Here is a 21493-nt window from a genome sequence, read left to right on the forward strand (position 1 = left end):
CTCGATGGATATCAGGTTCGCCCACCGCTTGTCTTATAAACAAGCCAAACTGACTGTGCTGGTAGGTTTCATCCTGGGAACCTTGCTCAGCCTTGGGCAAATTGGCATTGATTATGCCAGCGAAGACGCATCCATCAACCGTGAAATTCGCTCGCTGATCGAAATCAGCCATAACCCGGCGTCACGCATCGCCTACAACATCGACGCTGAACTGGCCAAGGAGTTGACGCTGGGCCTGCTGCACTCCCCCGCCATCATCCGTGCGCAACTGGTCGACAACAACGGCGTGATACTCGCGGACGTCAATCGGCCGCGCAGCGAAAGCACCTATCGTCCCATCAGCGATTTCCTGTTTGGCGCCAATCGCCAATTCGAAGACCGTCTGTTCCTCAGCCACATGCCCGACGAGTCACTCGGCGTGCTGTACCTGGACGTTGACACTTATGCCTTTGGCAGCCGCTTCCTGCGCCGCGCCGAAATCACTCTGCTCAACGGGTTCGTGCGCAGCCTCTTGCTGACCGGGATCCTGCTGGGCCTGTTCTACGTGATGCTGACGCAGCCACTGGTGCGCATCATTCGCGAATTGAGCGACCGCAAGCAGGCGCGCCTGGACTGCCCGCCAGGGCATGAGCAGGATGAGATCGGCGTGCTGGTCAACGTGGCCAACCAGCAATTTGACAACATGCAAACCGAAATCCAGCAGCGCCGCCACGCCGAGGATCGCCTCACCGAATACCTGGGGCAGCTGGAAGATATCGTTTCGGCGCGCACTCTGGAGCTCAAGGCCAGCAACCAGCGCCTGAGCCAATCCAACGATGAGCTGGAGGCGGCGAAGATGAACGCCCTGGGCATGGCACAGGCGCGGGCAGCGTTCCTGGCCAACATGAGCCACGAAATTCGTACGCCGCTCAATGGCTTGCTCGGCATGATCGCGTTGTCGCTGGACAGCCCGCTGAACGCCGAACAGCGCCAGCAACTGTCCATCGCCCACGACTCCGGCAAGGTGCTGGTGGACTTGCTCAACGATATTCTCGACCTCTCCAAGTTCGACGCGGGCCAGTTGGAACTGGAGCGCATCCCGTTCGACCTGGGTTCAATGGTGGAAGACACCGCCAACCTGCTGTCGCAGAATGCGGCGCCGAGCGTCGAGCTGACCTGCCTGATCGATCCGCAATTTCCGGCACAGGTGCTCGGTGACCCGACGCGGGTACGGCAGATCGTCAGCAACCTGCTCTCCAACGCCTTGAAGTTCACGCGCTTCGGCCGCGTGGATGTGCGGCTCAGCGCCCAGGGCGATCAGGTAAAAATCGAGGTCTGCGACACCGGCATCGGTATCGCCCAGGACGCGCAGGTAAAGATCTTCCAGCCGTTCACCCAGGCCGGCGCCGGCATCACCCGCCAGTTTGGCGGCACCGGGCTGGGCCTGGCGCTGACCCACAACCTGTGTGAAGCCATGCACGGACGGTTGAGCATCAGTTCCGAGGTGGGCTTTGGCAGCCAGTTCTGCGCCGAACTGCCGTTGCCCACCCATCTACCCGCCAGCCGACAGGCGCCGCTCAAAGGTGAAGTGCTGGTGATCACCCATACCGGCAGCGGCCTGACGGAGCTGCTCACTTCGCTGCTGCCGCACTGGGGGCTGACCACGCGCTGTTTGACGATGGATGACGACATGACCGGGCAAACGCCCGACCTGCTGATCACCGACTGCCCGGAATGCCTGTTCCGCATCCGCCCGGGCATTACCGCGCCCATTCTCGTGGTCACCGCCTACGGCAATTTCATGCCCGGCGAAGAGGTCGCCGCGTTCGCGCCCTTGCAGCAACAGGCGCGCCCTTTGAGCCGCAATGCCTTGTACCAGATCCTGCAACGCAACCTGCGCAGCGACACGCAGTTGGCGCTCGATACCGTGCAGCGGGAAGCCGCGCCGCTGGCGCACCGGGCGCGCATCCTGCTGGTGGAGGACAACCCGGTCAATCAATTGGTGGCCAAAGGCATGCTCGCCAAGCTGGGTTGTGAAGTGATCGTGGCGGCCCATGGCGGCGAGGCGCTCAAGTTTCTTGAGGAACAGCGCTTTGACATGGTGTTGATGGACTGCAACATGCCGGTGATGGACGGCTACGAAGCCAGCCGCCAGATCCGCCGCAGTGGCCGCTGGCCGGATCTGCCGATTGTCGCGTTGACGGCCAATGCGCTGTCCGAGGAACGCGAGCGCTGCCGAGCGGCGGGGATGGATGACTACCTGGCCAAACCATTCCGCCGCGAGGAACTCAATGCGCTGCTGGACCTGTGGGTTCCCGAGGCGGCAGCGCGGTGAGTTGCGCAAGGCACATGCGCGTCGCATCGCTCATTTGAGCAGCGCTTCAATCTCCAGGGTCAGGTCCTGTGGCTTGGTGGTTGGACCAAACCGCTTGACCTGCTGGCCATCGCGGCCAATCAGGAACTTGGTAAAATTCCACTTGATGCCTTTGGAGCCCAACAGGCCGGGCGCCTGTTTTTTCAGTTGAACGAATAAGGGGTGGGCATCGCTGCCGTTGACATCGACTTTCTTGAACAACGGGAAGCTGACGCCGAAGTTCAGCTCGCAGAACTCTGAAATCGCGCCTTCATCGCCCGGTTCCTGCTTGCCGAACTGATTACACGGAAACCCCAGCACCACCAGGCCCTGGTCCTTGTACTGCTGCCAGAGTTGTTCAAGGCCCTTGTACTGCGGGGTGAAGCCGCATTTGCTGGCGGTGTTGACCACCAGGATGGCCTTGCCGGCAAAATCGGCCAGGGTCTTCTGCTCACCCTTGATGGTGGTGCACGGGATGCTCAGCAGCGGGTCGGCCATGACAAAGTCTCGATCAGTGGAAGGGTTTGAAAAATAGCGGGCAACTCAATCGTGCGCAATTTACATCGATGGCGCTGATGGAGCGCAATCAGCATGCGGGAGTGAGCAAGGCCCCTCCCGCATTGGACTTCAGCGCGGCACGAAGTCCAGGCACACCGAGTTGATGCAGTAACGCAGGCCGGTCGGCGGCGGCCCGTCCGGGAACACATGGCCCAGGTGCGCATCGCATTTGGCACAGGTGACTTCGGTACGGATCATGCCGTGGCTGACGTCGCGAATCTCGATCATCGCGCTGTCGGCAATCGGCGCGTAGAAGCTGGGCCAGCCGCAACCGGAGTCGAATTTGGTGGTGGAGTCGAACAACGCTTCATTGCAGCAGATGCAGTGATAGACGCCGTCGGCTTTGGTGTCGTTGTACTTGCCGGTGAACGGGCGCTCGGTGCCCTTGAGACGGCATACGTTGTATTGCTCCGGATCAAGCATCGCTTTCCATTCATCAACGGTTTTCTGCAACTTATCCATCGGTACACCTCGGTCACTGAAAAACCCTGATCTGTGTCTTTTCCATGGATCAGGCGGCACGTATGATTGCGCCTCTTCAAAACGCCAGTCTGGCACCCGCGCCACCGCCATTCAAACGTATTTACAGGTGCGGACCGCGCAGGATTCACAGTACGGTAGTGTCTTCGCCGTCTGGATCGTTCATTTTCAGGATCACATCGCCATGCAGGTCAGCAAATCGAACAAGCTCGCCAACGTCTGCTACGACATTCGCGGCCCCGTGCTCAAGCACGCCAAACGCCTGGAAGAGGAAGGCCATCGCATCCTCAAGCTGAACATCGGCAACCCGGCCCCCTTTGGTTTCGAAGCGCCGGAAGAAATCCTCCAGGACGTGATCCGCAACCTGCCGACAGCCCAGGGCTACAGTGACTCCAAAGGCCTGTTCAGCGCGCGCAAGGCGGTGATGCAGTACTACCAGCAGAAGCAGGTAGAAGGTGTCGGCATCGAGGACATTTACCTGGGCAACGGGGTGTCCGAGCTGATCGTGATGTCCATGCAGGCCCTGCTCAACAACGGCGACGAAGTGCTTGTACCCGCGCCGGATTATCCGCTGTGGACCGCCGCTGTGACCCTCGCCGGCGGCCACCCGGTGCACTATCTGTGCGATGAAGGCGCCGACTGGTTCCCGGACCTGGCCGATATCAAAGCCAAGATCACTCCCAATACCAAAGCCCTGGTGATCATCAACCCGAACAACCCCACCGGTGCCGTGTACTCCAGGGAAGTGTTGCTGGGCATGCTCGAACTGGCACGCCAGCACAACCTGGTGGTGTTCTCCGACGAGATCTACGACAAGATCCTCTACGACGACGCCGTGCACATTTGCACCGGCTCCCTGGCCCCGGACCTGTTGTGCCTGACGTTCAACGGCCTGTCCAAGTCCTATCGAGTGGCGGGTTTCCGCTCCGGCTGGATCGCGATTTCCGGGCCCAAGCACAATGCCCAGAGCTACATCGAAGGCATCGACATACTGGCCAACATGCGCCTGTGCGCCAACGTGCCAAGCCAGCACGCGATCCAGACCGCCCTCGGCGGCTACCAGAGCATCAACGATCTGGTATTGCCCCAGGGCCGCCTGCTTGAACAGCGCAACCGTACCTGGGAGCTGCTCAACGACATTCCCGGCGTGAGCTGCGTCAAACCCATGGGCGCGCTGTATGCCTTCCCGCGTATCGACCCGAAGGTGTGCCCGATCCTCAACGACGAAAAGTTCGTGCTCGACCTGCTGCTGTCGGAAAAGCTGCTGGTAGTCCAGGGCACCGCGTTCAACTGGCCGTGGCCGGATCACTTCCGTGTGGTGACCCTGCCGCGTGTGGATGACCTGGAAATGGCCATTGGCCGTATCGGCAACTTCCTCAAGTCTTATCGCCAGTAACGAAAATGACACTGTACGGCCAGCTTTTGGTCGTACAGCGATTATCTGGCAACACTTCTCTGGCCGGCCCTGGGTCTGACCCATCCCTTGAACTCTCGGCAACCGCCAGGCCCCGTAAACACTAGGCCGCAAGGCGATTGAAAGCGCGTGCCGAGCGGTTTGTCAGGTAGGAAAATCCCTTCAAGGGTTTACATAAAAGGTGTAGGACACAGTTTGAAATAGTCGCCCGGTTGAATCACCCCAGGCTGCACCTTATATACCCCGCAGTACGCGACATATTAAGCATGAGGAGAACTCTACAACCATGATGCGCATCCTGCTGTTTCTGGCCACTAACCTGGCGGTCGTGCTGATTGCCAGCATCACCCTGAGCCTTTTTGGCTTCAACGGGTTCATGGCGGCCAACGGGGTTGACCTGAACCTCAATCAGCTGCTGGTTTTCTGTGCGGTCTTTGGTTTTGCCGGCTCGCTGTTTTCGCTGTTCATCTCCAAGTGGATGGCGAAAATGAGCACCAGTACCCAGGTGATCACCCAGCCCCGTACCCGACATGAGCAATGGTTGCTGCAGACCGTCGAGCAATTGTCCCGCGAGGCCGGCATCAAGATGCCCGAAGTCGGGATCTTCCCGGCCTATGAAGCGAACGCCTTCGCCACCGGCTGGAACAAGAACGATGCGCTCGTTGCGGTCAGCCAGGGCATGCTGGAACGCTTTTCCTACGATGAAGTGAAGGCGGTACTGGCCCACGAGATCGGCCATGTAGCCAACGGCGACATGGTTACCCTGGCGCTGGTACAGGGCGTAGTGAACACCTTTGTGATGTTCTTCGCGCGGATCATCGGCAATTTTGTCGACAAGGTGATCTTCAAGAACGAAGAGGGTCGCGGCATCGCCTACTTCGTGGCGACCATTTTCGCCGAGCTGGTGCTGGGTTTCCTGGCCAGTGCGATCACCATGTGGTTCTCGCGCAAACGCGAATTCCGTGCAGACGAAGCCGGTGCGCGTCTGGCCGGTACCGGGGCGATGATTGCAGCCTTGCAGCACCTGCGCTCCGAACAGGGCCTGCCGGTGCATATGCCGGACAGCCTGACGGCCTTCGGTATCAACGGCGGCATCAAACAGGGCATGGCGCGCTTGTTCATGAGCCATCCACCGCTGGAAGAGCGAATCGACGCACTGCGCCGTCGCGGCTGACGGTCAGGCAGTGACACTGAAAAGGGGCGACTTGATCGCTCCTTTTTTGTGGGTGCTTGAAACGCCATCGCGGGCAAGCCCTAATGTCAGTCAGTTAAGCGCAGATCCCCTGTGGGAGCGCCGGCGCGACAATTCGACTTACCCGCGAAGGCGTTGGCATGAACAGCGCAGACCTCAGCGCCGGTCCAGCCGATAGACGCGCTCCTCCAGTCGCGTGACGCCGTCCTGCACGAACTTCCAGCTCTCGCCCAGGATGTCCTGCTCTTGCAGCACATCCACGCTCCAGCCCTCACACAACAACGTGCGCACTTCGTCATCATTCACCGCAAAGGGCGGGCCGGCCTTTTGCACCTGGTCATAGTCGAGCGTGACCAACAGGCCTTTTGTGCCGGCCCCCAGCAGCGCAGTGAGATGCCCGGCATACTGCGCACGCATCAACGGCGGCAAGGCAATCAGCGCCGCGCGGTCATACAGCGCACTGCAATCACCCAGCGCCTGCGCATCCAGGACGAAGAAATCACCGCACCACAGCTCGATCAGTCCCGTCTGATAAACCTTGAAGGCGCCCTTCTCAACGACCTGTGGCGTCAGGCCCTGCTCACTGAAGAACGCCTGAACCGCCTGCTCCGACAGCTCCACGCCCATCACGCGATACCCCTGCGCGGCCAGCCAGATCAAATCCAGGCTTTTACCGCATAACGGCACCAGCACTTTTGCAGCCTCGGCCACGCCCAGCGTCGGCCAGTGGCGTTGCAGGTACGGGTTGACCTCGGGCAGGTGAAAGCCGATCTGATTGCGCGCCCAACGCGCTTGCCAAAATTCAGGCTGCATAAATCCCCCGGGAAATTCGATCAAAAAGCGCTAAAACTTATATTGGATTTAGATCAATGATCTGACTGAAGATGGCAGCATCTTAACCCTCAGGACCCTACGCATGTTGCCCAGCCTGTTCATCTCCCACGGTTCGCCCATGCTCGCCCTGCAACCGGGCGCCAGCGGCCCTGCTCTGCAGCGGCTGGCGGCAGAGCTGCCCAAGCCTGAGGCGATCGTGGTGGTGTCGGCGCACTGGGAAAGCACCGGGCTGCTGGTCAGCGGCAGTGCGGCGCCGCAAACCTGGCACGACTTCGGCGGCTTCCCTCGCGAATTGTTCGCGGTGCAATACCCGGCGCCGGGCGATCCGCAGTTGGCGAGCGCCATTGTCGAGCGGCTTCACGCAGACGGCCTGGAGGCGCAGATCGACGAGCGTCGCCCATTCGATCACGGCACCTGGGTGCCGCTGTCGTTGATGTATCCGGCGGCGGATATCCCGGTGGTGCAAGTCTCGCTGCCCAGCCGCATGGGCGCGGCCCTGCAAACCCGCGTCGGGCGTGCGCTGGCCAGCCTGCGCGAGCAAGGTGTGCTGTTGATCGGTTCCGGCAGCATCACCCATAACCTGGGTGAACTGGACTGGCGCGCCGGACCGGACAGCATCGAGCCGTGGGCCAGGGAGTTTCGTGACTGGATGGTGGAGACCCTCGCCGCCGATGACGAGGCAATACTGCACGACTATCGCCGCCTGGCGCCGCATGCGCTGCGCAGCCATCCCAGCGATGAACATTTGCTACCGCTGTATTTCGCTCGCGGTGCGGGTGGCCCTTTCAGCATCGAGCACCAGGGCTTCACCTTGGGTGCGCTTGGAATGGACATCTACCGCTTCGGTTGACGCCGGGTTTGCTCAGCCTTGCAGGTATTGGCCCTTGTACCGCCATCGGGAGCACGCCCCCCCTCCCACAGTTGACCGGGGACTGATCCAAAAAAATATCAGGCAAAAAAAATCCCCGAACCAGTCGGGGATTTTTTATGGGCGATCAATCAGCCGTAGCGGCAGATCAATCTTCGCGGTAGCGACGCAGCTTCAGCTGCTTACCGGCAACGCGCGTGTCTTTCAACTTGGTCAGCAGTTTTTCCAGGCCGTCTTCCGGCAGCTCTACCAGAGAGAAGCTGTCGCGCACCTGGATGCGACCGATGGCTTCACGTGCCAGGCCACCCTCGTTGAGGATAGCGCCCAGCAGGTTCTTGGCAGCGATACCGTCACGCGCGCCCAGCGCGGTACGGCAACGAGCGCGGCCTTCAGCCAATGGAACCGGAGCACGACGCTCACGATCACCACGGTCCGGACGGTCGCCGGTACGCTCTGGACGATCACCGCGCGGGGCGTTGTTCGGCACCAGTGGGCGTTCTTTCTCGATGGCTGCCAGGGTCAGGGCCTGACCGTTGGTAGCCTTGCGCAGCAAAGCTGCAGCCAGGGCACGTGGGGTGCAGCCGATATCGGCAGTCAGGCGGTCGAGCAGTTCGCCGTGGGTCGATTCAGCGTCAGCCACCAATGGCGACAGGCTATTGGTGAGTTTCTTGATGCGCGCATCGAGAACAGCCTGAGCATCCGGCAGGCGGACTTCGGCAACTTTTTGACCGGTTACACGCTCGATCACCTGCAGCATGCGGCGCTCACGCGGAGTCACCAGCAGCAATGCACGGCCTTCGCGACCGGCACGGCCAGTACGGCCGATACGGTGAACGTAGGACTCGGGATCGTAAGGCATGTCAACGTTGAACACGTGGGTGATACGTGGAACGTCGAGGCCACGAGCAGCAACGTCGGTTGCCACAACGATGTCCAGACGGCCATCCTTGAGGGAATCGATCACGCGCTCGCGTTGGTTCTGGGCGATGTCACCGTTCAGCGCAGCGGCTTTGTAGCCTTTGGCTTCCAGGGCACTGGCCAGGTCCAGGGTGGCTTGCTTGGTGCGCACGAACATGATCAGGGCGTCGAAGTCTTCGACTTCCAGCAGGCTCAATACAGCCGAGGTCTTCTGGTCAGCGTGAACCAACAGGTGAGCCTGTTCGATCGCGGTAACGGTCTGGGTCTTGGTCTGGATTTTCACGTGTTGCGGATCGCGCAGGTGGCGTTCGGCAATGGCACGGATAGACTGCGGCAGGGTGGCCGAGAACAGTACGGTCTGACGGGTCGCAGGCAGTGCCTTGAAGATGACTTCCAGGTCATCCATAAAGCCCAGCTTCAACATTTCGTCAGCTTCGTCCAGCACCAGGTGGTTCACGGTGGACAGGACTTTCTCGTCGCGACGCAGGTGGTCGCAGAGACGGCCCGGGGTGGCGACAACGATCTGTGCGCCGTTACGGATGGCTTTCAGTTGTGGGCCCATGGGCGCGCCGCCGTAAACGGCCACAACGGTAACGCCTGGCATTTGCTTGGCGTAGGTTTCGAAAGCGGTTGCTACTTGCAGCGCCAACTCACGGGTTGGCGCCAGGATCAGGGCTTGCGGTTCGCGCTTGGCAGGATCGATGCAGTGCAGGATAGGCAGGGCGAACGCGGCGGTTTTACCGGTACCGGTTTGCGCCTGGCCAATCATGTCCTGGCCGGCCATGATGATCGGGATCGATTGCTGCTGAATCGCCGAAGGTTCTTCGTAGCCGGTCGCGATGACGGCAGCGAGAATGTTCGGGTTAAGATTAAAAGCGGCGAAGCCGCCGGTTTCCTGGGTCATGGGTCTGCCTCTAAGTGCATCCGCAAAGACCCATGCTCCAAAGCTGCGCATGCCGTGTTGAGACTCAAGAGTCGCCCTGGCTGCTTTGTCGGCGGGGATTTGCGAAAACGAATGAATGAAAAAGATTCGTCAAGGAAGAGTCCGCTGTGCGGACGTGCAGCCGAAGCTGGCTTCGGGGAATTGCGCTACCTGAACGCGGCCCGGTTAAAGGCCGGCGCGCACTATACCGGAAATACCTGAAAAAGGGAGCTTTTTTTCGCGCAACGCACTGATGTACCGCGCTGCGTCACAGGTTTTGCAGATACCCGCAGCAGGGTCTGTTTTGCAAACGCCCGGCCCTGCTGGGCATAACGCTTAAACGATTCACCGATTGGATCGCACCTTCGGTCCGAAACCTTAACTCCCGCGCCCGAGGGCACACCCGATGAATCAAGCCAGCAGTAGCCGCGTCAGCCGTGAACTCCGGGGTCATGTCATGCTGTTGGGCCTGGACCGGGTGGCCAAGCGCAACGCCTTCGACCTCGATTTGCTCAATGACCTGAGCCTGGCGTATGGCGAATTTGATCGAAACGACGTCGCGCGGGTGGCCGTGGTATTCGCCCATGGCGACCATTTTACCGCCGGGCTGGACCTGGCCAATGTCAGCGGCGTGATGGCCGGCGGCTGGCAACCGCCGCCGGGGGGCTGCGATCCCTGGGGCGTGTTTGCCGGACCAAGGGTCAGCAAGCCGGTGATTATCGCGGCCCAAGGTTATTGCCTGACCCTCGGCATCGAGCTGATGCTGGCGGCGGACATCAACCTTTGCGCCAGCAATACCCGCTTTGCGCAAATGGAAGTGCAGCGCGGGATCTTTCCGTTCGGTGGCGCGACGCTGCGTTTTCACCAGCTCGCCGGCTGGGGCAATGCCATGCGCTGGCTGCTCACCGGCGACGAGTTCGACGCCCATGAAGCCCTGCGCCTGGGGCTGGTGCAGGAGGTGATGGCCAGCGAAGATCTGTTGCCGCGCGCCATCGAACTGGCCAGCCGCATCGCCCGCCAGGCGCCACTTGGGGTTCAGGCCACGCTGACCTCGGCGCGTCTGGCCCGCATGGAAGGCGAAACCGTCGCGGCCGCCGCCTTGCCCGCGGTGGTGGATCAATTGCTTAACAGTGAGGATGCCAGGGAAGGCATGCGGGCGATGATCGAGAAGCGGCCGGGGGTGTTCAAGGGGATTTGATGGCGGCACTGAGGGCCTCATCGGGGGCAAGCCCTAATGCCGTTCAGTTAAGGAAAATGTGTGGGCGTATTGTGGCGAGCGGGCTTGCCCCGCGTTGGGGTGCGAAGCGCCCCCAATCGAGCAAAACGCGGTGTACCTGATACGGCTCAGCGCCTGGTTTTGGGGCTGCTGCGCAGCCCAACGCAGGACAAGCCTGCTCGCCACAGGGAATCTGCGCTTAACTGAACGGCATTAGGGCAAGCCCCCGATGAGGCTCTGATAGTCACCTAAGTCGCCGGCCGAATCGCCTTGATCAACGGCTGCAACGAATACCCCAATCGCGGCGCCAAGGCCTCGGCACGCGCCGAGAGCGCCTCCAGCTCCAGTTCCTGATCCAGCTCCGAAGGCACCAGCAAGATCACATTGCCCTCCTTCACCGGCAGCTCCCAGTAATGCCGGTGATACAGCCCGCGCAACAGCGCTGCCCCCAACGGTTTGCCATCGTCGGTGGCCCATTGGTTGATCACCAGCCAACCGCCCGGGTTGAGCTTTTTCTGGCAGTTTTCCAGAAACGTCCACGCCAGGTGCCCGACGCCGGGGCCGACATCGGTGTAGAGGTCGACGAAAATCAAGTCAGCCGGCTCAGCGCTTTCCAGCAACTGCAAGGCATCGCCGATGCGGATATACAGGCGTGGATCATCGTCCAGCCCCAGGTACTCGATGGCGAGGCGCGGCACATCGGGGCGCAGCTCGATGGCTTCGACGTCTTCCAGCGGCAGGAACTTGAGGCATGCCTGGGTCAGGGTGCCGGCGCCCAGGCCGAGAAACAGCGCGCTGTCCGGCTGCTCATGGCACAACGCGCCAACCAGCATGGCGCGGGTGTAGTCGTACTCCAGCCAGCTCGGGTCGGCGGTGAACACGCAGCTTTGCTCGATGGCGTCGCCAAACTCGAGAAAGCGGTAATCGGCCACTTCCAGCACACGGATCATGCCGAAGTCATCATGGACCTCGGCCAGCAGGCGCTCGACACGCTCCTCGGTCATCACTACTCCTAAAGGGTTTACCGCACGGCAAAGGCGCGATTGTCGGCCAACCGGCGGCAACAGGTCACGCACTAATTGCTGATAACATTGGCGCCCGACCGTCAATCAGCCAATCGAGTTCATGATGAGCCAACCCTGGAGCCCCGACAGCTGGCGCGCCCTGCCGATCCAGCAACAACCCCGGTACCCGGACGCTGCGCACTTGCTGCAAGTGGAGCAGAACCTCGCCAGCTACCCCCCACTGGTGTTTGCCGGGGAAGCCCGCGAGTTGCGCCGTCAGTTTGCCGAAGTCACCGAGGGCCGCGCGTTCCTGCTGCAAGGCGGCGACTGCGCCGAGAGCTTTGCCGAGTTCTCCGCTGCCAAAATCCGCGACACCTTCAAGGTACTCTTGCAGATGGCGATCGTGATGACCTTCGCCGCCGGCTGCCCGGTGGTGAAAGTCGGGCGCATGGCCGGCCAGTTCGCCAAGCCGCGCTCGTCCAACGATGAAACCATCGACGGCATCACCCTGCCCGCCTACCGCGGCGATATCGTCAACGGCATCGGCTTCGATGAAAAAAGCCGCGTGCCCGACCCGGACCGTCTGCTGCAGTCCTATCACCAGTCCACCGCCACCCTCAACCTGCTGCGCGCCTTTGCCCAGGGCGGTTTCGCCGACCTGCACCAGGTGCACAAGTGGAATTTGGACTTCATCGCCAACTCCGCCCTGGCTGAAAAATACAGCCAGTTGGCCGACCGCATCGACGAAACCCTGGCGTTCATGCGCGCCTGTGGCATGGACAGCTCGCCGCAGTTGCGCGAAACCAGCTTCTTCACTGCCCACGAAGCGCTGCTGCTCAACTACGAACAAGCCTTTGTACGCCGCGACAGCCTGACCAACGATTACTACGACTGCTCGGCCCACATGTTGTGGATCGGCGACCGCACCCGTCAGCTCGACGGCGCCCACGTCGAGTTCCTGCGCGGGGTGAACAATCCGATTGGCGTCAAGGTCGGCCCGAGCATGAACCCTGACGACCTGATCCGCCTGATCGACATTCTCAACCCGAACAACGATCCCGGCCGCCTCAACCTGATCGCGCGCATGGGCGCAGGCAAGGTCGGCGACCACCTGCCCCACCTGATCCGCGCCGTGCAGCGTGAAGGCAAGCAGGTGCTGTGGAGTTCGGACCCGATGCATGGCAACACCATCAAGGCCAGCAGCGGCTACAAGACCCGCGACTTTGCGCAGATCCTCGGCGAAGTGAAGGAATTCTTCCAGGTGCACCAGGCCGAGGGCAGCTATGCCGGCGGGATTCATATCGAGATGACCGGGCAGAACGTCACCGAGTGCATCGGCGGCGCACGGCCGATTACCGAAGACGGTTTGTCGGACCGCTACCACACCCACTGCGACCCTCGGATGAATGCCGATCAGTCGCTTGAACTGGCGTTCCTGATTGCCGAAACGCTGAAGCAGGTCAAGCGCTAAGACCGTAGCTGGAAATGCCTGCTGACGGACTGCCTGTGGCGAGCGGGCTTGCCCCGCGTTGGGGTGCGAAGCGCCCCCCCATCGAGCAAAACGCGGTGTACCTGATACGGCTCAGCGCCTGGCTTTGGGGCTGCTGCGCAGCCCAACGCAGGACAAGCCTGCTCGCCACAGGGAATCTGCGCTTAACTGAACGGCATTAGGGCTTGCCACAGTCAAGCACAATCAAGCCCTCCAACCACAACCCAAGTTACTTTCGCAGAGGGTCATCCCAAAAATGCCGTTGGCTTTCCTGCTCCACGTCGGCGCGGCTGAGCCCAATGTCCTTGAGCGCGTCGTCGTTCAGGGTCGCCAGTAACCGGCGCCCCCGGTACACCGTGTGCCAACGCACAATGCCCTGAAACAGCCCGGCCAAAGGCCGCTTCGCGATCAACACAAAACCTTTTTGACCTTTCATCTTCTCGCCCTCCTGTGGGGATGACGAAAGTGTGTGCCTGGCTCTATGATCAATCCAACGAATGTTTCTTATGCAATACATCTCGGAGATTGATCAATTGTCCGGCTACCCGAGCATCGACACTGACGTGCTGCGCACCTTTGTCGCCATCGCCGACCAGGGCGGCTTTACCCGCGCCGCCGAACGGGTGAATCGCACCCAATCGGCGGTGAGCATGCAGATGAAACGCCTTGAAGAGGATGTGCTGCAACGCAAGCTGTTCGAACGTGACGGTCGACAGGTACGCCTGACGCCCGAGGGCCAGGTGCTGCTGGGCTATGCGCGGCGCATCCTGAAACTGCACAGCGAGGTGTTCAATACCCTGCGCGAGCCGCATATGGTGGGGCTGGTACGCATCGGCACGCCGGATGACTACGTGATGCGATACCTGCCGGGGATTCTCACGCGGTTTTCCAAGGCTTATCCGCTGATCCAGATCGAGATGCACTGCGAGGCCTCGAACGTGCTGATGCAGCGCCGCGACCTGGCCTTGACGGTGATCAGCCGCCAGCCCGGCGACGATGTCGGTGAACTGCTGCGCACCGAACGAATGGTGTGGGCCGCCGCCGCGTGCTTTTGCGTAGACGAACACGATACCCTGCCCCTGGCGGTGTCCGGCGTTGAGTGCTTCGGCACCCAGTGGAGCCAGGCCGCGCTGGAAAGCGTCGGGCTCGATTACCGGCTGGCGTATCACAGCTCCAATGTGGCGGCGATCCAGGCCGTGGTCAGCGCCGGCCTGGCGGTGATGGTCAGCCTGGAAAGCCTGGTGACCGAAGACCTGCGCATACTCGGCAGCGAAGACGGCTTTCCGCCGCTGCCGTCGATGAACCTGCGGCTGCTGCGCAACCCGGCGATGGCCTCGCCCATCACCGAGTGCCTGGCGCAATACATCCTCGAAGGCTTCAGACTTTAAAGGTCAGCATCACCGCACACACCACCAGAAATCCGCAGAACAGCCCGCGCAGCACGCGCTCCGGCAGCGCATGGGCGACCTTCACACCCCAACTGATGCTCAGCAGGCCGCCAACGGCCAGGGGCACGCCGATTGCCCAATCCACTTCGTGGTGCCAGGCGTAGGTCACCAGGGTTACGCCGGTGCTGGGCAATGCCAGAGCCAGTGACAAGCCTTGCGCGACCACCTGGGTGGTACCGAACACACTGGTCAATACCGGCGTGGCAACCACCGCGCCACCGACGCCAAACAGCCCGCCCATGGCGCCGGACGCGGCGCCCAGTACGCCCAACCAGGGCCAGGAATAACGCATCTGCGCCGTCGGCGGCGCGTTACGTGTGAACATGCGCACCCCGTTGTAGGCCGCCAGCACCACCAGAAACACAATAAAACCGATGCGCATCACGCCTGCGTCCAGCCCCACCGCCCAGATCGAACCGAGCCAGGCAAAACTGAAACCCATCACGCCCAGCGGCAAGGCATGCCGCAATTCAATGCGATTACGTTGGTGGTAGCGCCACAGGGCCAGCATTACATTCGGCACCACCATCACCAGCGCCGTGCCCTGGGCGAGTTGCTGGTCCAGGCCGAACAACACGCCGAGCACCGGGATGGCAATCAGCCCGCCGCCGATCCCGAACAAGCCGCCCACCGTGCCGAGGGCTGCGCCCAATACCAGGTATATCGCTAAATCCAACACCGCTCGTTACTCCACAATCTCAAGCCTTGCATGCTACGCAGTCGGCTATGGCGTGGAAACGCACAGCAACGCACAATGGCTATGCCAATCTCGCATAAGCCTTCGCCCATGAACCCGAACACCCTGACCGATCAACTGGGCCTGTTTCTCGACGTACTGGAAACCGGCAGCTTTTCTGCCGCCGCACGGCGCCATCCGCTGACGCCTTCGGCAGTGGCTCGGCGCATCGACAGCCTGGAAAGCTCGGTGGGCAGCCGCTTGTTTCAACGCAGCACCCACGCGGTGGTGCCCACCCCCGCGGGCCTGGCTTTTGCCGAACGAGCGCGCAGGATTGTCACCGAGTTGCAATTGGCACGGGCCGAGGCGGTGTCCCTGAGCCATGCGCCGGAAGGCCTGATTCGCGTAGACGCGCCGGCAGCCTTCGGCCGACGCCACTTGGCGCCAGTAATCGCTGACTTTTTGAACGTGTACCCTGGGCTGGACGTGCACCTGCATTTGATCGACAGTTTTGTTGATATGCAGGGCGCGCACCTGGGCAAGGTCGACCTGGTGCTGCGTGCCGGGCATATCGTCGATACCCGGCTGATCGCTACGCCCCTGGCGAGCATCGTGCGTATCGCTTGCGCCAGCCCGGCGTACCTGAAAAGCCGCGGCACGCCCACCCACCCTCGCGAGCTGAGCGAGCATGACGGCCTGGACTGGGACGGCCTGGCACCGATGTTCGCTTGGCGCTTCGAACTGGACGGGCGCCGCGCCACCTGTCGCCCGCAGCGCATCCGCATGAGCGCCAACAATGCCGAAGCACTGTTGTCCGGCGCGCTCGCCGGGCTGGGGATCGCCCACCTGCCGACCTGGCTGGCCAGTGAGTACCTGGTGCGCGGCGAGCTCTTGCCGCTGTTCTGCGAAGGCGGCTTGCCTAGCCCGGAAACCACCGGGATTTACGCGCTGCGTCTGGAGCAACAGCCCAATGCGCGCAGTCGATTGTTGCTGGAATACCTGAAATCCCGATTCAGCCCGGTCCCTCCCTGGGATCTGGCCCTGCAAAGTGGCTTGGTCTGACCGACTGGACAGAATTATCTGGCGCATTAAAGGTTTGCCCGCTAGATTCCAGGCCAGATACGTTTTTTTCGAGGCACCGCCATGAGCAAAAATCCTGACCCTTGCGAATCCCTGCTGCTGGATAACCAGCTGTGTTTCGCCCTGCACTCCACCTCGCTGCTGATGACCAAGGTCTACAAGCCTCTGCTGCAAGCCCTCGGCCTGACGTACCCGCAGTACCTGGCGATGATGGTGCTGTGGGAAGAGGATGGTTTGACCGTCGGCGAAATCAGCAGCCGCCTGTTGACCGACCCGGGCTCCCTCACCCCGCTGCTCAAGCGCCTGGAAGCCGAAGGCCTGCTTAGCCGCACGCGCAGCCGTGAAGACGAGCGCGTGGTGGTGGTGGAATTGACTGCCGCCGGCCGCGCCTTGCAGGAAAAAGCCATGGGCATTCCGCAGTGCATCCTCGGCGCCAGCGGCCTTGAGCTTGAGCAATTGCGCCAGTTGCAGGCTGACTTGGTTGCTCTGCGCAGTCATCTGCAGAACGCAATCTAAAGGCACCAAAGCACCAAAAATGTGGGAGCGGGCTTGCTGGCGAAGGCGCAGTGTCAGTCACTGAATTTATTCACTGATACACCGTTTTCGCGAGCAAGCCCGCTCCCACATTGGGTTCTGCGGCGCGTCATTATTCAAAACCTAAAACATTTTTGTAAATTTATCTTGCGCACTAAACATTGGCGCTATACATTCAACTCACCAACTAATTAGCGCGCAAACATTTAGCGCATAACATCCAGAGGACGACACCATGCAAACTCTCTATACCGCAGTAGCCACCGCCACCGGCGGCCGTGATGGTCGTGCTGTTTCCAGCGACAACATCCTCGACGTAAAACTCTCCACGCCCAAGGAATTGGGCGGCGCCGGTGGCCAGGCCACCAACCCTGAACAATTGTTCGCTGCCGGCTATTCGGCCTGCTTTATCGGTGCACTGAAATTCGTCGCCAGCCAGACCAAACGCAAAATCCCGGATGACGCTTCGATCACTGCCCACGTCGGCATCGGCCAGATCACTGGCGGTTTCGGCCTGGACATCGACCTGCACATCAGCCTGCCGGGCCTGGCCCAGGACGATGCGCAAAGCCTGGTCGACGCGGCTCACCAAGTCTGCCCGTACTCCAACGCCACCCGTGGCAACGTCGATGTGCGCCTGCACGTAACCGTCTAAATGACCTCGGCCGCCCCTGGAGAAAGAAATGAACACAATTGGTAAAGCGCTCACCGGCACCCTGCTCGCCCTGTCCATCACCAACGCCTTTGCGGCGACCGGTGAGGTCGAACACAACACCCAGGCCTTTCTGGATGTGTTGAACGCAGGCACCGGTAAACCGATGGAACAACTGACGCCGAAGGACGCCCGCGCTGTACTGACCGGCGCCCAGGCCGGTGTGAAGCTGACCCTGCCCAAGGCGGATGTGAGCCAGAAGACCATCCAGGTCGATGGCCAGCCGCTGGACCTGACCATCGTGCGGCCAGCCGGGGTCAAGGGTACATTGCCGGTGTTCATGTTTTTCCACGGCGGCGGCTGGGTGCTGGGGGATTACCCGACCCATGAACGCCTGGTGCGGGATTTGGTGGTGGGTTCGGGGGCTGTCGCGGTCTTTGTCAATTACACGCCTTCGCCGGAAGCGCATTACCCGGTGGCGATCAACCAGGCCTACGGCGCAACGAAGTGGGTCGCCGAACACGGCAAAGAGATCAACGTCGACGGCAAGCGCCTGGCGGTTGCGGGCAACAGTGTCGGCGGCAACATGGCGGCGGTGGTCAGCCTGATGGCCAAGGACAAGGGCACGCCGGCGATCAAGTTCCAGCTGTTGCTGTGGCCAGTGACCGACGCCAACTTTGACACCGGTTCCTACAACCAGTATGCCGAAGGGCATTTCCTCACCCGCAACATGATGAAGTGGTTCTGGGACAACTACACCACCGACGCCAACCAGCGCGCCGAGGTCTATGCCTCGCCACTGCGGGCCACGACTGATCAGCTCAAAGGGCTGCCACCCGCGCTGATCCAGACCGCCGGTGCGGACGTGCTGCGTGATGAAGGCGAAGCCTATGCACGCAAGTTGGACCAGGCCGGTGTACCGGTCACCGCCGTGCGCTACAACGGCATGATCCACGACTACGGCCTGCTTAACGTGGTCAGCCAGGTGCCAGCGGTACGTTCGGCCTTGCTGCAAGCGTCGGACGAACTCAAGCAACACCTCAAGTAAGCCCGGCGAAGTAAAGATGACGCCCATGAAAAAGCCCGACTCAAGGTCGGGCTTTTTTTCGTATCGGCAGGGCCAGAATTACTTCTTGGCGCGACCTTTGTACGAACCACCTTCACGGGTGTCGATCTCGATCAGGTCGTCGATTTCGATGAAATCGGCCACTTGCAGCTCGGTACCGTTAGCCAGTTTGGCAGGCTTCATCACCTTGCCGGAAGTGTCGCCGCGAGCGGAACCTTCGGTGTAGGCAACTTTACGCACGATGGTGGTCGGCAGCTCTACGGAAACCAGGCGCTCTTCGAAGAAGATCGCTTCGCAGACGTCTTCCATGCCTTCTTCGATGAACGGCAGAACGGCTTCGATATCTTCAGCGTTCAGCTCGTACATGGTGTAGTCGGTGGTGTCCATGAACGTGTAGGTGTCGCCGCTGATGAAGGACAGGGTCGCTTCCTTGCGGTCGAGGATCACGTCGTCCAGTTTGTCATCGGCGCTGTAGACGATCTCGGTCTTGTAGCCGGTCAGCAGGTTCTTCAGCTTGGTCTTCATGATTGCGCTGTTACGACCAGACTTGGTGAACTCAGCTTTCTGAACCAACCAAGGGTCGTTTTCGAGCTTGATGACGGTACCGGGTTTCAGCTCTTTACCAGTTTTCATTGCGTATATCCGAAATTTGGATGGGATTTACAAAAATCAAGGTGGCGTATCATATCCAACTTTCATAAAACTGTACCAGCGCCGTCGCAAGATCGGCCTGCAAGCCTTGTTCCAGACACCAGGATTCAGCGTGTCGACTGACTTCAGGCCAGTGTTCCAGCAGTTTTTTCCACGCCTGGGCCATATCGCCCCCGGCGTTCCAGACTTGCCACATCTCGATCAGCGCAGTCCTTGCGGCCGGTGACAACGCGGCTGTGTAGAGCGCCAGGAAGGCATCGAGCTTGTCGAGGTGGATGTCTTCATCCTGGCGGTAGATGTGCCACAACAATGGCCGCCCGGCCCATTGGGCACGCACGAACGAGTCTTCGCCGCGCACCGCATTGAAGTCGCAGCACCACAGCAGTCGGTCATAGTGCGCCTGGGGCACGAACGGCAGCACTTGCACGGTCAGCGCGCCGCGCTGATGCACAGCCCCCGCCGCCAGCCCCTGCACGCCGAGCCAGCGCTGCACGTCGCCGAGGATGCGCCCTTCAGGCACCAACAGATGGGTGGCACGCCCGTCCGTCGACAACACGTCGAGCCAAGCGGCCAGCCCGGCGTTTTCGTAGGCGAACAGCGAGATCAGTTGCGCATCGGTGGCGGGAAATACGCCCATATCCTGCAGGAAAGTTTCCCGTGCGGCGGCATCCCGCTGAAACGCCTGACGCTGGTCCAGCAATCCAGCCTCACGCAACAGGCCCCCGGTGCCCGGACGAAAGCCCGGGAAAAAGAAGTACTTCTGCACGCCCTTGAACTTCACCGACGGCAGCCGATGACACCCCACCACCCAGTCTTCGGCGCTCAGGTAATCCAGGTTCATCCACAGCGGCGTGCGTGCGCAGGCAGCCATGGCTTCCATATAGTCCGGTGGCAACTGGCAAGCGAACGCGGCAATCACCACATCGGCTGCCGACGTTGCCGGCCACTCGGCCGGCCAGTGGCGCACGTCAACGCCCGCTTGCCATTGCTGACTCAACTGCACATCGATCTCGGGGCACATGCGTTCGAACGCGCGCAAGTCGTCGACCCACAGGCGCACATCACACGCGTGTTCGGCCACCAATTGCCGGGCCAGGCGCCAGGTCACGCCGATGTCGCCGTAGTTGTCGACGACACTGCAAAATATATCCCAGCGGGCTTTCATTCCGGGCTCCAACGCTCAAAGGCTCGATTGTCCGCATAAATGCCCGGATGCAGAAGGCTTGATCGCGATTATTCTGCACAGTGGCTGTGCGACAATCGCCGCTACGCCGTCAATGCCCGCCGGGAGGCCACCATGACTGATCGTCCGTTGTCGCTGCTCAAGCTCTGCATCGCCATCGCCCTGGGCATGTGGCTGGGGTTCATCGCCATTGCGCTGACCACCTGGCTGGCGTCCCGCTACCTCTTCGCGCAGAGCCTCGCGCCTGTGACCCAGGCGGTCCAACAGTTGGGCAAACCGGCGGCCGCTGCGCCGGAGCCGCCCAACCGCATGTTCGAGCAGTACCAGCAGAACCTGCAGAGACAGGAACAGCAACAGACCCTGGAGCAGGCGCGCAGCAACCCGCGCAACCTGTCCAACCCCAAATGCCAGTTCTGGCTGCAACAGGACCAGAATGCACCGACTGAAAAGACCCGCGCCAATGTGCTGCAACTCTGCGACTGATCACCATGAATAAACACGCCGTGCTCCAGCTGATTCTGGACAAGCTCGCCGTCGACCTGGACATCGCCCAGCGCGCCGCGCAGACCGCCTACGAAACCGCAACCCACGAAGAAAACATCGCCGAGAACAAGTACGACACCCTGGGCCTGGAGGCCTCCTACCTGGCGGCCGGGCAGGCCCGGCGGGTCGAGGAAATCAAACAATCGCTGGCGCTGTGCCAGAACCTGCCACTGCGAGCCTACGATGATCGACGTGGGGTGGAGGTCGGCGCGCTGCTGGGCCTGGAAGACGAGAACGGACGCCAGCAATGGCTGTTCCTCGCACCGGATGCGGCGGGCCTGAAGGTGGATGTGGTCGGGCAACCGGTGACCGTCATCACCCCGCGCTCGCCCTTGGGCAAAAGCCTGCTGGGCAAATTCGAAGGGGATGAGGTGGAGATTCTGGTGGCAGGCGCCCGGCAACACTTTACGGTTACCGAGGCCAGATAAACGCT

General features: G+C 61.2%; 22 protein-coding genes. 13 read left to right on the forward strand and 9 right to left on the reverse strand.

The window, feature by feature from the left end; translation table 11 throughout:
• Window positions 1–4 precede the first annotated feature (4 nt).
• Window positions 5–2314 (forward strand): hybrid sensor histidine kinase/response regulator, encoded by a 2310-nt coding sequence (locus ACXX81_RS14570; protein WP_231423591.1) that lies wholly within the window; start codon window positions 5–7, stop codon window positions 2312–2314.
• Between the two features lie 30 nt (window positions 2315–2344).
• Here ACXX81_RS14570 and ACXX81_RS14575 read toward each other — a convergent pair whose 3' ends face one another.
• Both ACXX81_RS14575 and msrB read right to left on the reverse strand, forming a co-directional pair.
• Complete coding sequence (locus ACXX81_RS14575) at window positions 2345–2830, reverse strand: glutathione peroxidase (RefSeq protein ID WP_231423566.1); 486 nt, start codon at window positions 2828–2830, stop codon at window positions 2345–2347.
• A 129-nt stretch (window positions 2831–2959) separates the two neighbouring features.
• Window positions 2960–3352, reverse strand: coding sequence for a peptide-methionine (R)-S-oxide reductase MsrB (msrB, locus tag ACXX81_RS14580; RefSeq protein ID WP_458571936.1), 393 nt, complete (start codon window positions 3350–3352; stop codon window positions 2960–2962).
• Between the two features lie 202 nt (window positions 3353–3554).
• Between msrB and ACXX81_RS14585 the strand changes: the two genes are divergently transcribed.
• Both ACXX81_RS14585 and htpX read left to right on the forward strand, forming a co-directional pair.
• Window positions 3555–4766: a pyridoxal phosphate-dependent aminotransferase gene (locus ACXX81_RS14585; protein ID WP_209980516.1), complete on the forward strand. Its 1212-nt coding sequence runs from the start codon at window positions 3555–3557 to the stop codon at window positions 4764–4766.
• A gap of 304 nt (window positions 4767–5070) precedes the next feature.
• A complete protein-coding gene (htpX, locus tag ACXX81_RS14590) occupies window positions 5071–5958 on the forward strand; it encodes a protease HtpX (RefSeq protein WP_043050458.1) in 888 nt (295 codons plus the stop codon).
• A gap of 174 nt (window positions 5959–6132) precedes the next feature.
• Here htpX and ACXX81_RS14595 read toward each other — a convergent pair whose 3' ends face one another.
• Window positions 6133–6789, reverse strand: coding sequence for a thiopurine S-methyltransferase (locus ACXX81_RS14595; protein ID WP_458571937.1), 657 nt, complete (start codon window positions 6787–6789; stop codon window positions 6133–6135).
• 103 nt (window positions 6790–6892) lie between these two features.
• Between ACXX81_RS14595 and ACXX81_RS14600 the strand changes: the two genes are divergently transcribed.
• Window positions 6893–7660: a DODA-type extradiol aromatic ring-opening family dioxygenase gene (locus tag ACXX81_RS14600; protein WP_458571938.1), complete on the forward strand. Its 768-nt coding sequence runs from the start codon at window positions 6893–6895 to the stop codon at window positions 7658–7660.
• 166 nt (window positions 7661–7826) lie between these two features.
• Here the strand turns inward: ACXX81_RS14600 and ACXX81_RS14605 are convergent, their stop codons facing one another.
• A complete protein-coding gene (locus tag ACXX81_RS14605) occupies window positions 7827–9500 on the reverse strand; it encodes a DEAD/DEAH box helicase (protein ID WP_209980508.1) in 1674 nt (557 codons plus the stop codon).
• Between the two features lie 424 nt (window positions 9501–9924).
• Between ACXX81_RS14605 and ACXX81_RS14610 the strand changes: the two genes are divergently transcribed.
• Window positions 9925–10716, forward strand: coding sequence for a crotonase/enoyl-CoA hydratase family protein (locus ACXX81_RS14610; protein ID WP_458571939.1), 792 nt, complete (start codon window positions 9925–9927; stop codon window positions 10714–10716).
• A 266-nt stretch (window positions 10717–10982) separates the two neighbouring features.
• On the opposite strand, the gene ACXX81_RS14615 is transcribed toward ACXX81_RS14610, so the two are convergent.
• Entirely contained in the window at window positions 10983–11738 is a 756-nt protein-coding gene (locus ACXX81_RS14615; RefSeq protein ID WP_209980505.1) for a spermidine synthase, read from the reverse strand.
• A 124-nt stretch (window positions 11739–11862) separates the two neighbouring features.
• On the opposite strand from ACXX81_RS14615, the gene ACXX81_RS14620 reads away from it, so the two are divergent.
• Window positions 11863–13209, forward strand: coding sequence for a class II 3-deoxy-7-phosphoheptulonate synthase (locus ACXX81_RS14620; protein ID WP_458571940.1), 1347 nt, complete (start codon window positions 11863–11865; stop codon window positions 13207–13209).
• 247 nt (window positions 13210–13456) lie between these two features.
• Here ACXX81_RS14620 and ACXX81_RS14625 read toward each other — a convergent pair whose 3' ends face one another.
• Window positions 13457–13663 carry a DUF1127 domain-containing protein gene (locus ACXX81_RS14625; protein ID WP_458571941.1) on the reverse strand — a complete coding sequence of 69 codons (207 nt, stop codon included), beginning with the start codon at window positions 13661–13663 and terminating at the stop codon, window positions 13457–13459.
• 70 nt (window positions 13664–13733) lie between these two features.
• On the opposite strand from ACXX81_RS14625, the gene ACXX81_RS14630 reads away from it, so the two are divergent.
• Complete coding sequence (locus ACXX81_RS14630) at window positions 13734–14615, forward strand: LysR family transcriptional regulator (RefSeq protein WP_458571942.1); 882 nt, start codon at window positions 13734–13736, stop codon at window positions 14613–14615.
• On the opposite strand, the gene ACXX81_RS14635 is transcribed toward ACXX81_RS14630, so the two are convergent.
• Entirely contained in the window at window positions 14605–15354 is a 750-nt protein-coding gene (locus tag ACXX81_RS14635; RefSeq protein ID WP_231423558.1) for a sulfite exporter TauE/SafE family protein, read from the reverse strand. The genes ACXX81_RS14630 and ACXX81_RS14635 overlap by 11 nt on opposite strands.
• A gap of 108 nt (window positions 15355–15462) precedes the next feature.
• Between ACXX81_RS14635 and ACXX81_RS14640 the strand changes: the two genes are divergently transcribed.
• From ACXX81_RS14640 to ACXX81_RS14655, 4 genes are all read left to right on the forward strand, one after another.
• Window positions 15463–16413: a LysR family transcriptional regulator gene (locus ACXX81_RS14640; protein ID WP_209990242.1), complete on the forward strand. Its 951-nt coding sequence runs from the start codon at window positions 15463–15465 to the stop codon at window positions 16411–16413.
• Between the two features lie 81 nt (window positions 16414–16494).
• Entirely contained in the window at window positions 16495–16947 is a 453-nt protein-coding gene (locus ACXX81_RS14645) for a MarR family winged helix-turn-helix transcriptional regulator (protein WP_209980498.1), read from the forward strand.
• 253 nt (window positions 16948–17200) lie between these two features.
• Window positions 17201–17620, forward strand: coding sequence for an organic hydroperoxide resistance protein (locus tag ACXX81_RS14650; RefSeq protein ID WP_012722993.1), 420 nt, complete (start codon window positions 17201–17203; stop codon window positions 17618–17620).
• Between the two features lie 28 nt (window positions 17621–17648).
• Window positions 17649–18665, forward strand: coding sequence for an alpha/beta hydrolase (locus tag ACXX81_RS14655; RefSeq protein WP_209980496.1), 1017 nt, complete (start codon window positions 17649–17651; stop codon window positions 18663–18665).
• Between the two features lie 78 nt (window positions 18666–18743).
• Here the strand turns inward: ACXX81_RS14655 and ACXX81_RS14660 are convergent, their stop codons facing one another.
• Complete coding sequence (locus ACXX81_RS14660; RefSeq protein ID WP_209980494.1) at window positions 18744–19316, reverse strand: elongation factor P; 573 nt, start codon at window positions 19314–19316, stop codon at window positions 18744–18746.
• A 49-nt stretch (window positions 19317–19365) separates the two neighbouring features.
• Window positions 19366–20499, reverse strand: coding sequence for an elongation factor P maturation arginine rhamnosyltransferase EarP (gene earP, locus ACXX81_RS14665; protein ID WP_458571943.1), 1134 nt, complete (start codon window positions 20497–20499; stop codon window positions 19366–19368).
• Window positions 20500–20631: 132 nt separating this feature from the next.
• On the opposite strand from earP, the gene ACXX81_RS14670 reads away from it, so the two are divergent.
• Both ACXX81_RS14670 and ACXX81_RS14675 read left to right on the forward strand, forming a co-directional pair.
• Window positions 20632–21000 carry a hypothetical protein gene (locus tag ACXX81_RS14670; protein WP_231423104.1) on the forward strand — a complete coding sequence of 123 codons (369 nt, stop codon included), beginning with the start codon at window positions 20632–20634 and terminating at the stop codon, window positions 20998–21000.
• 5 nt (window positions 21001–21005) lie between these two features.
• Window positions 21006–21488, forward strand: coding sequence for a GreA/GreB family elongation factor (locus tag ACXX81_RS14675; RefSeq protein WP_209980487.1), 483 nt, complete (start codon window positions 21006–21008; stop codon window positions 21486–21488).
• Window positions 21489–21493: the final 5 nt, after the last annotated feature.

The sequence above is a fragment of the Pseudomonas sp. GNP013 genome, from assembly GCF_054343995.1.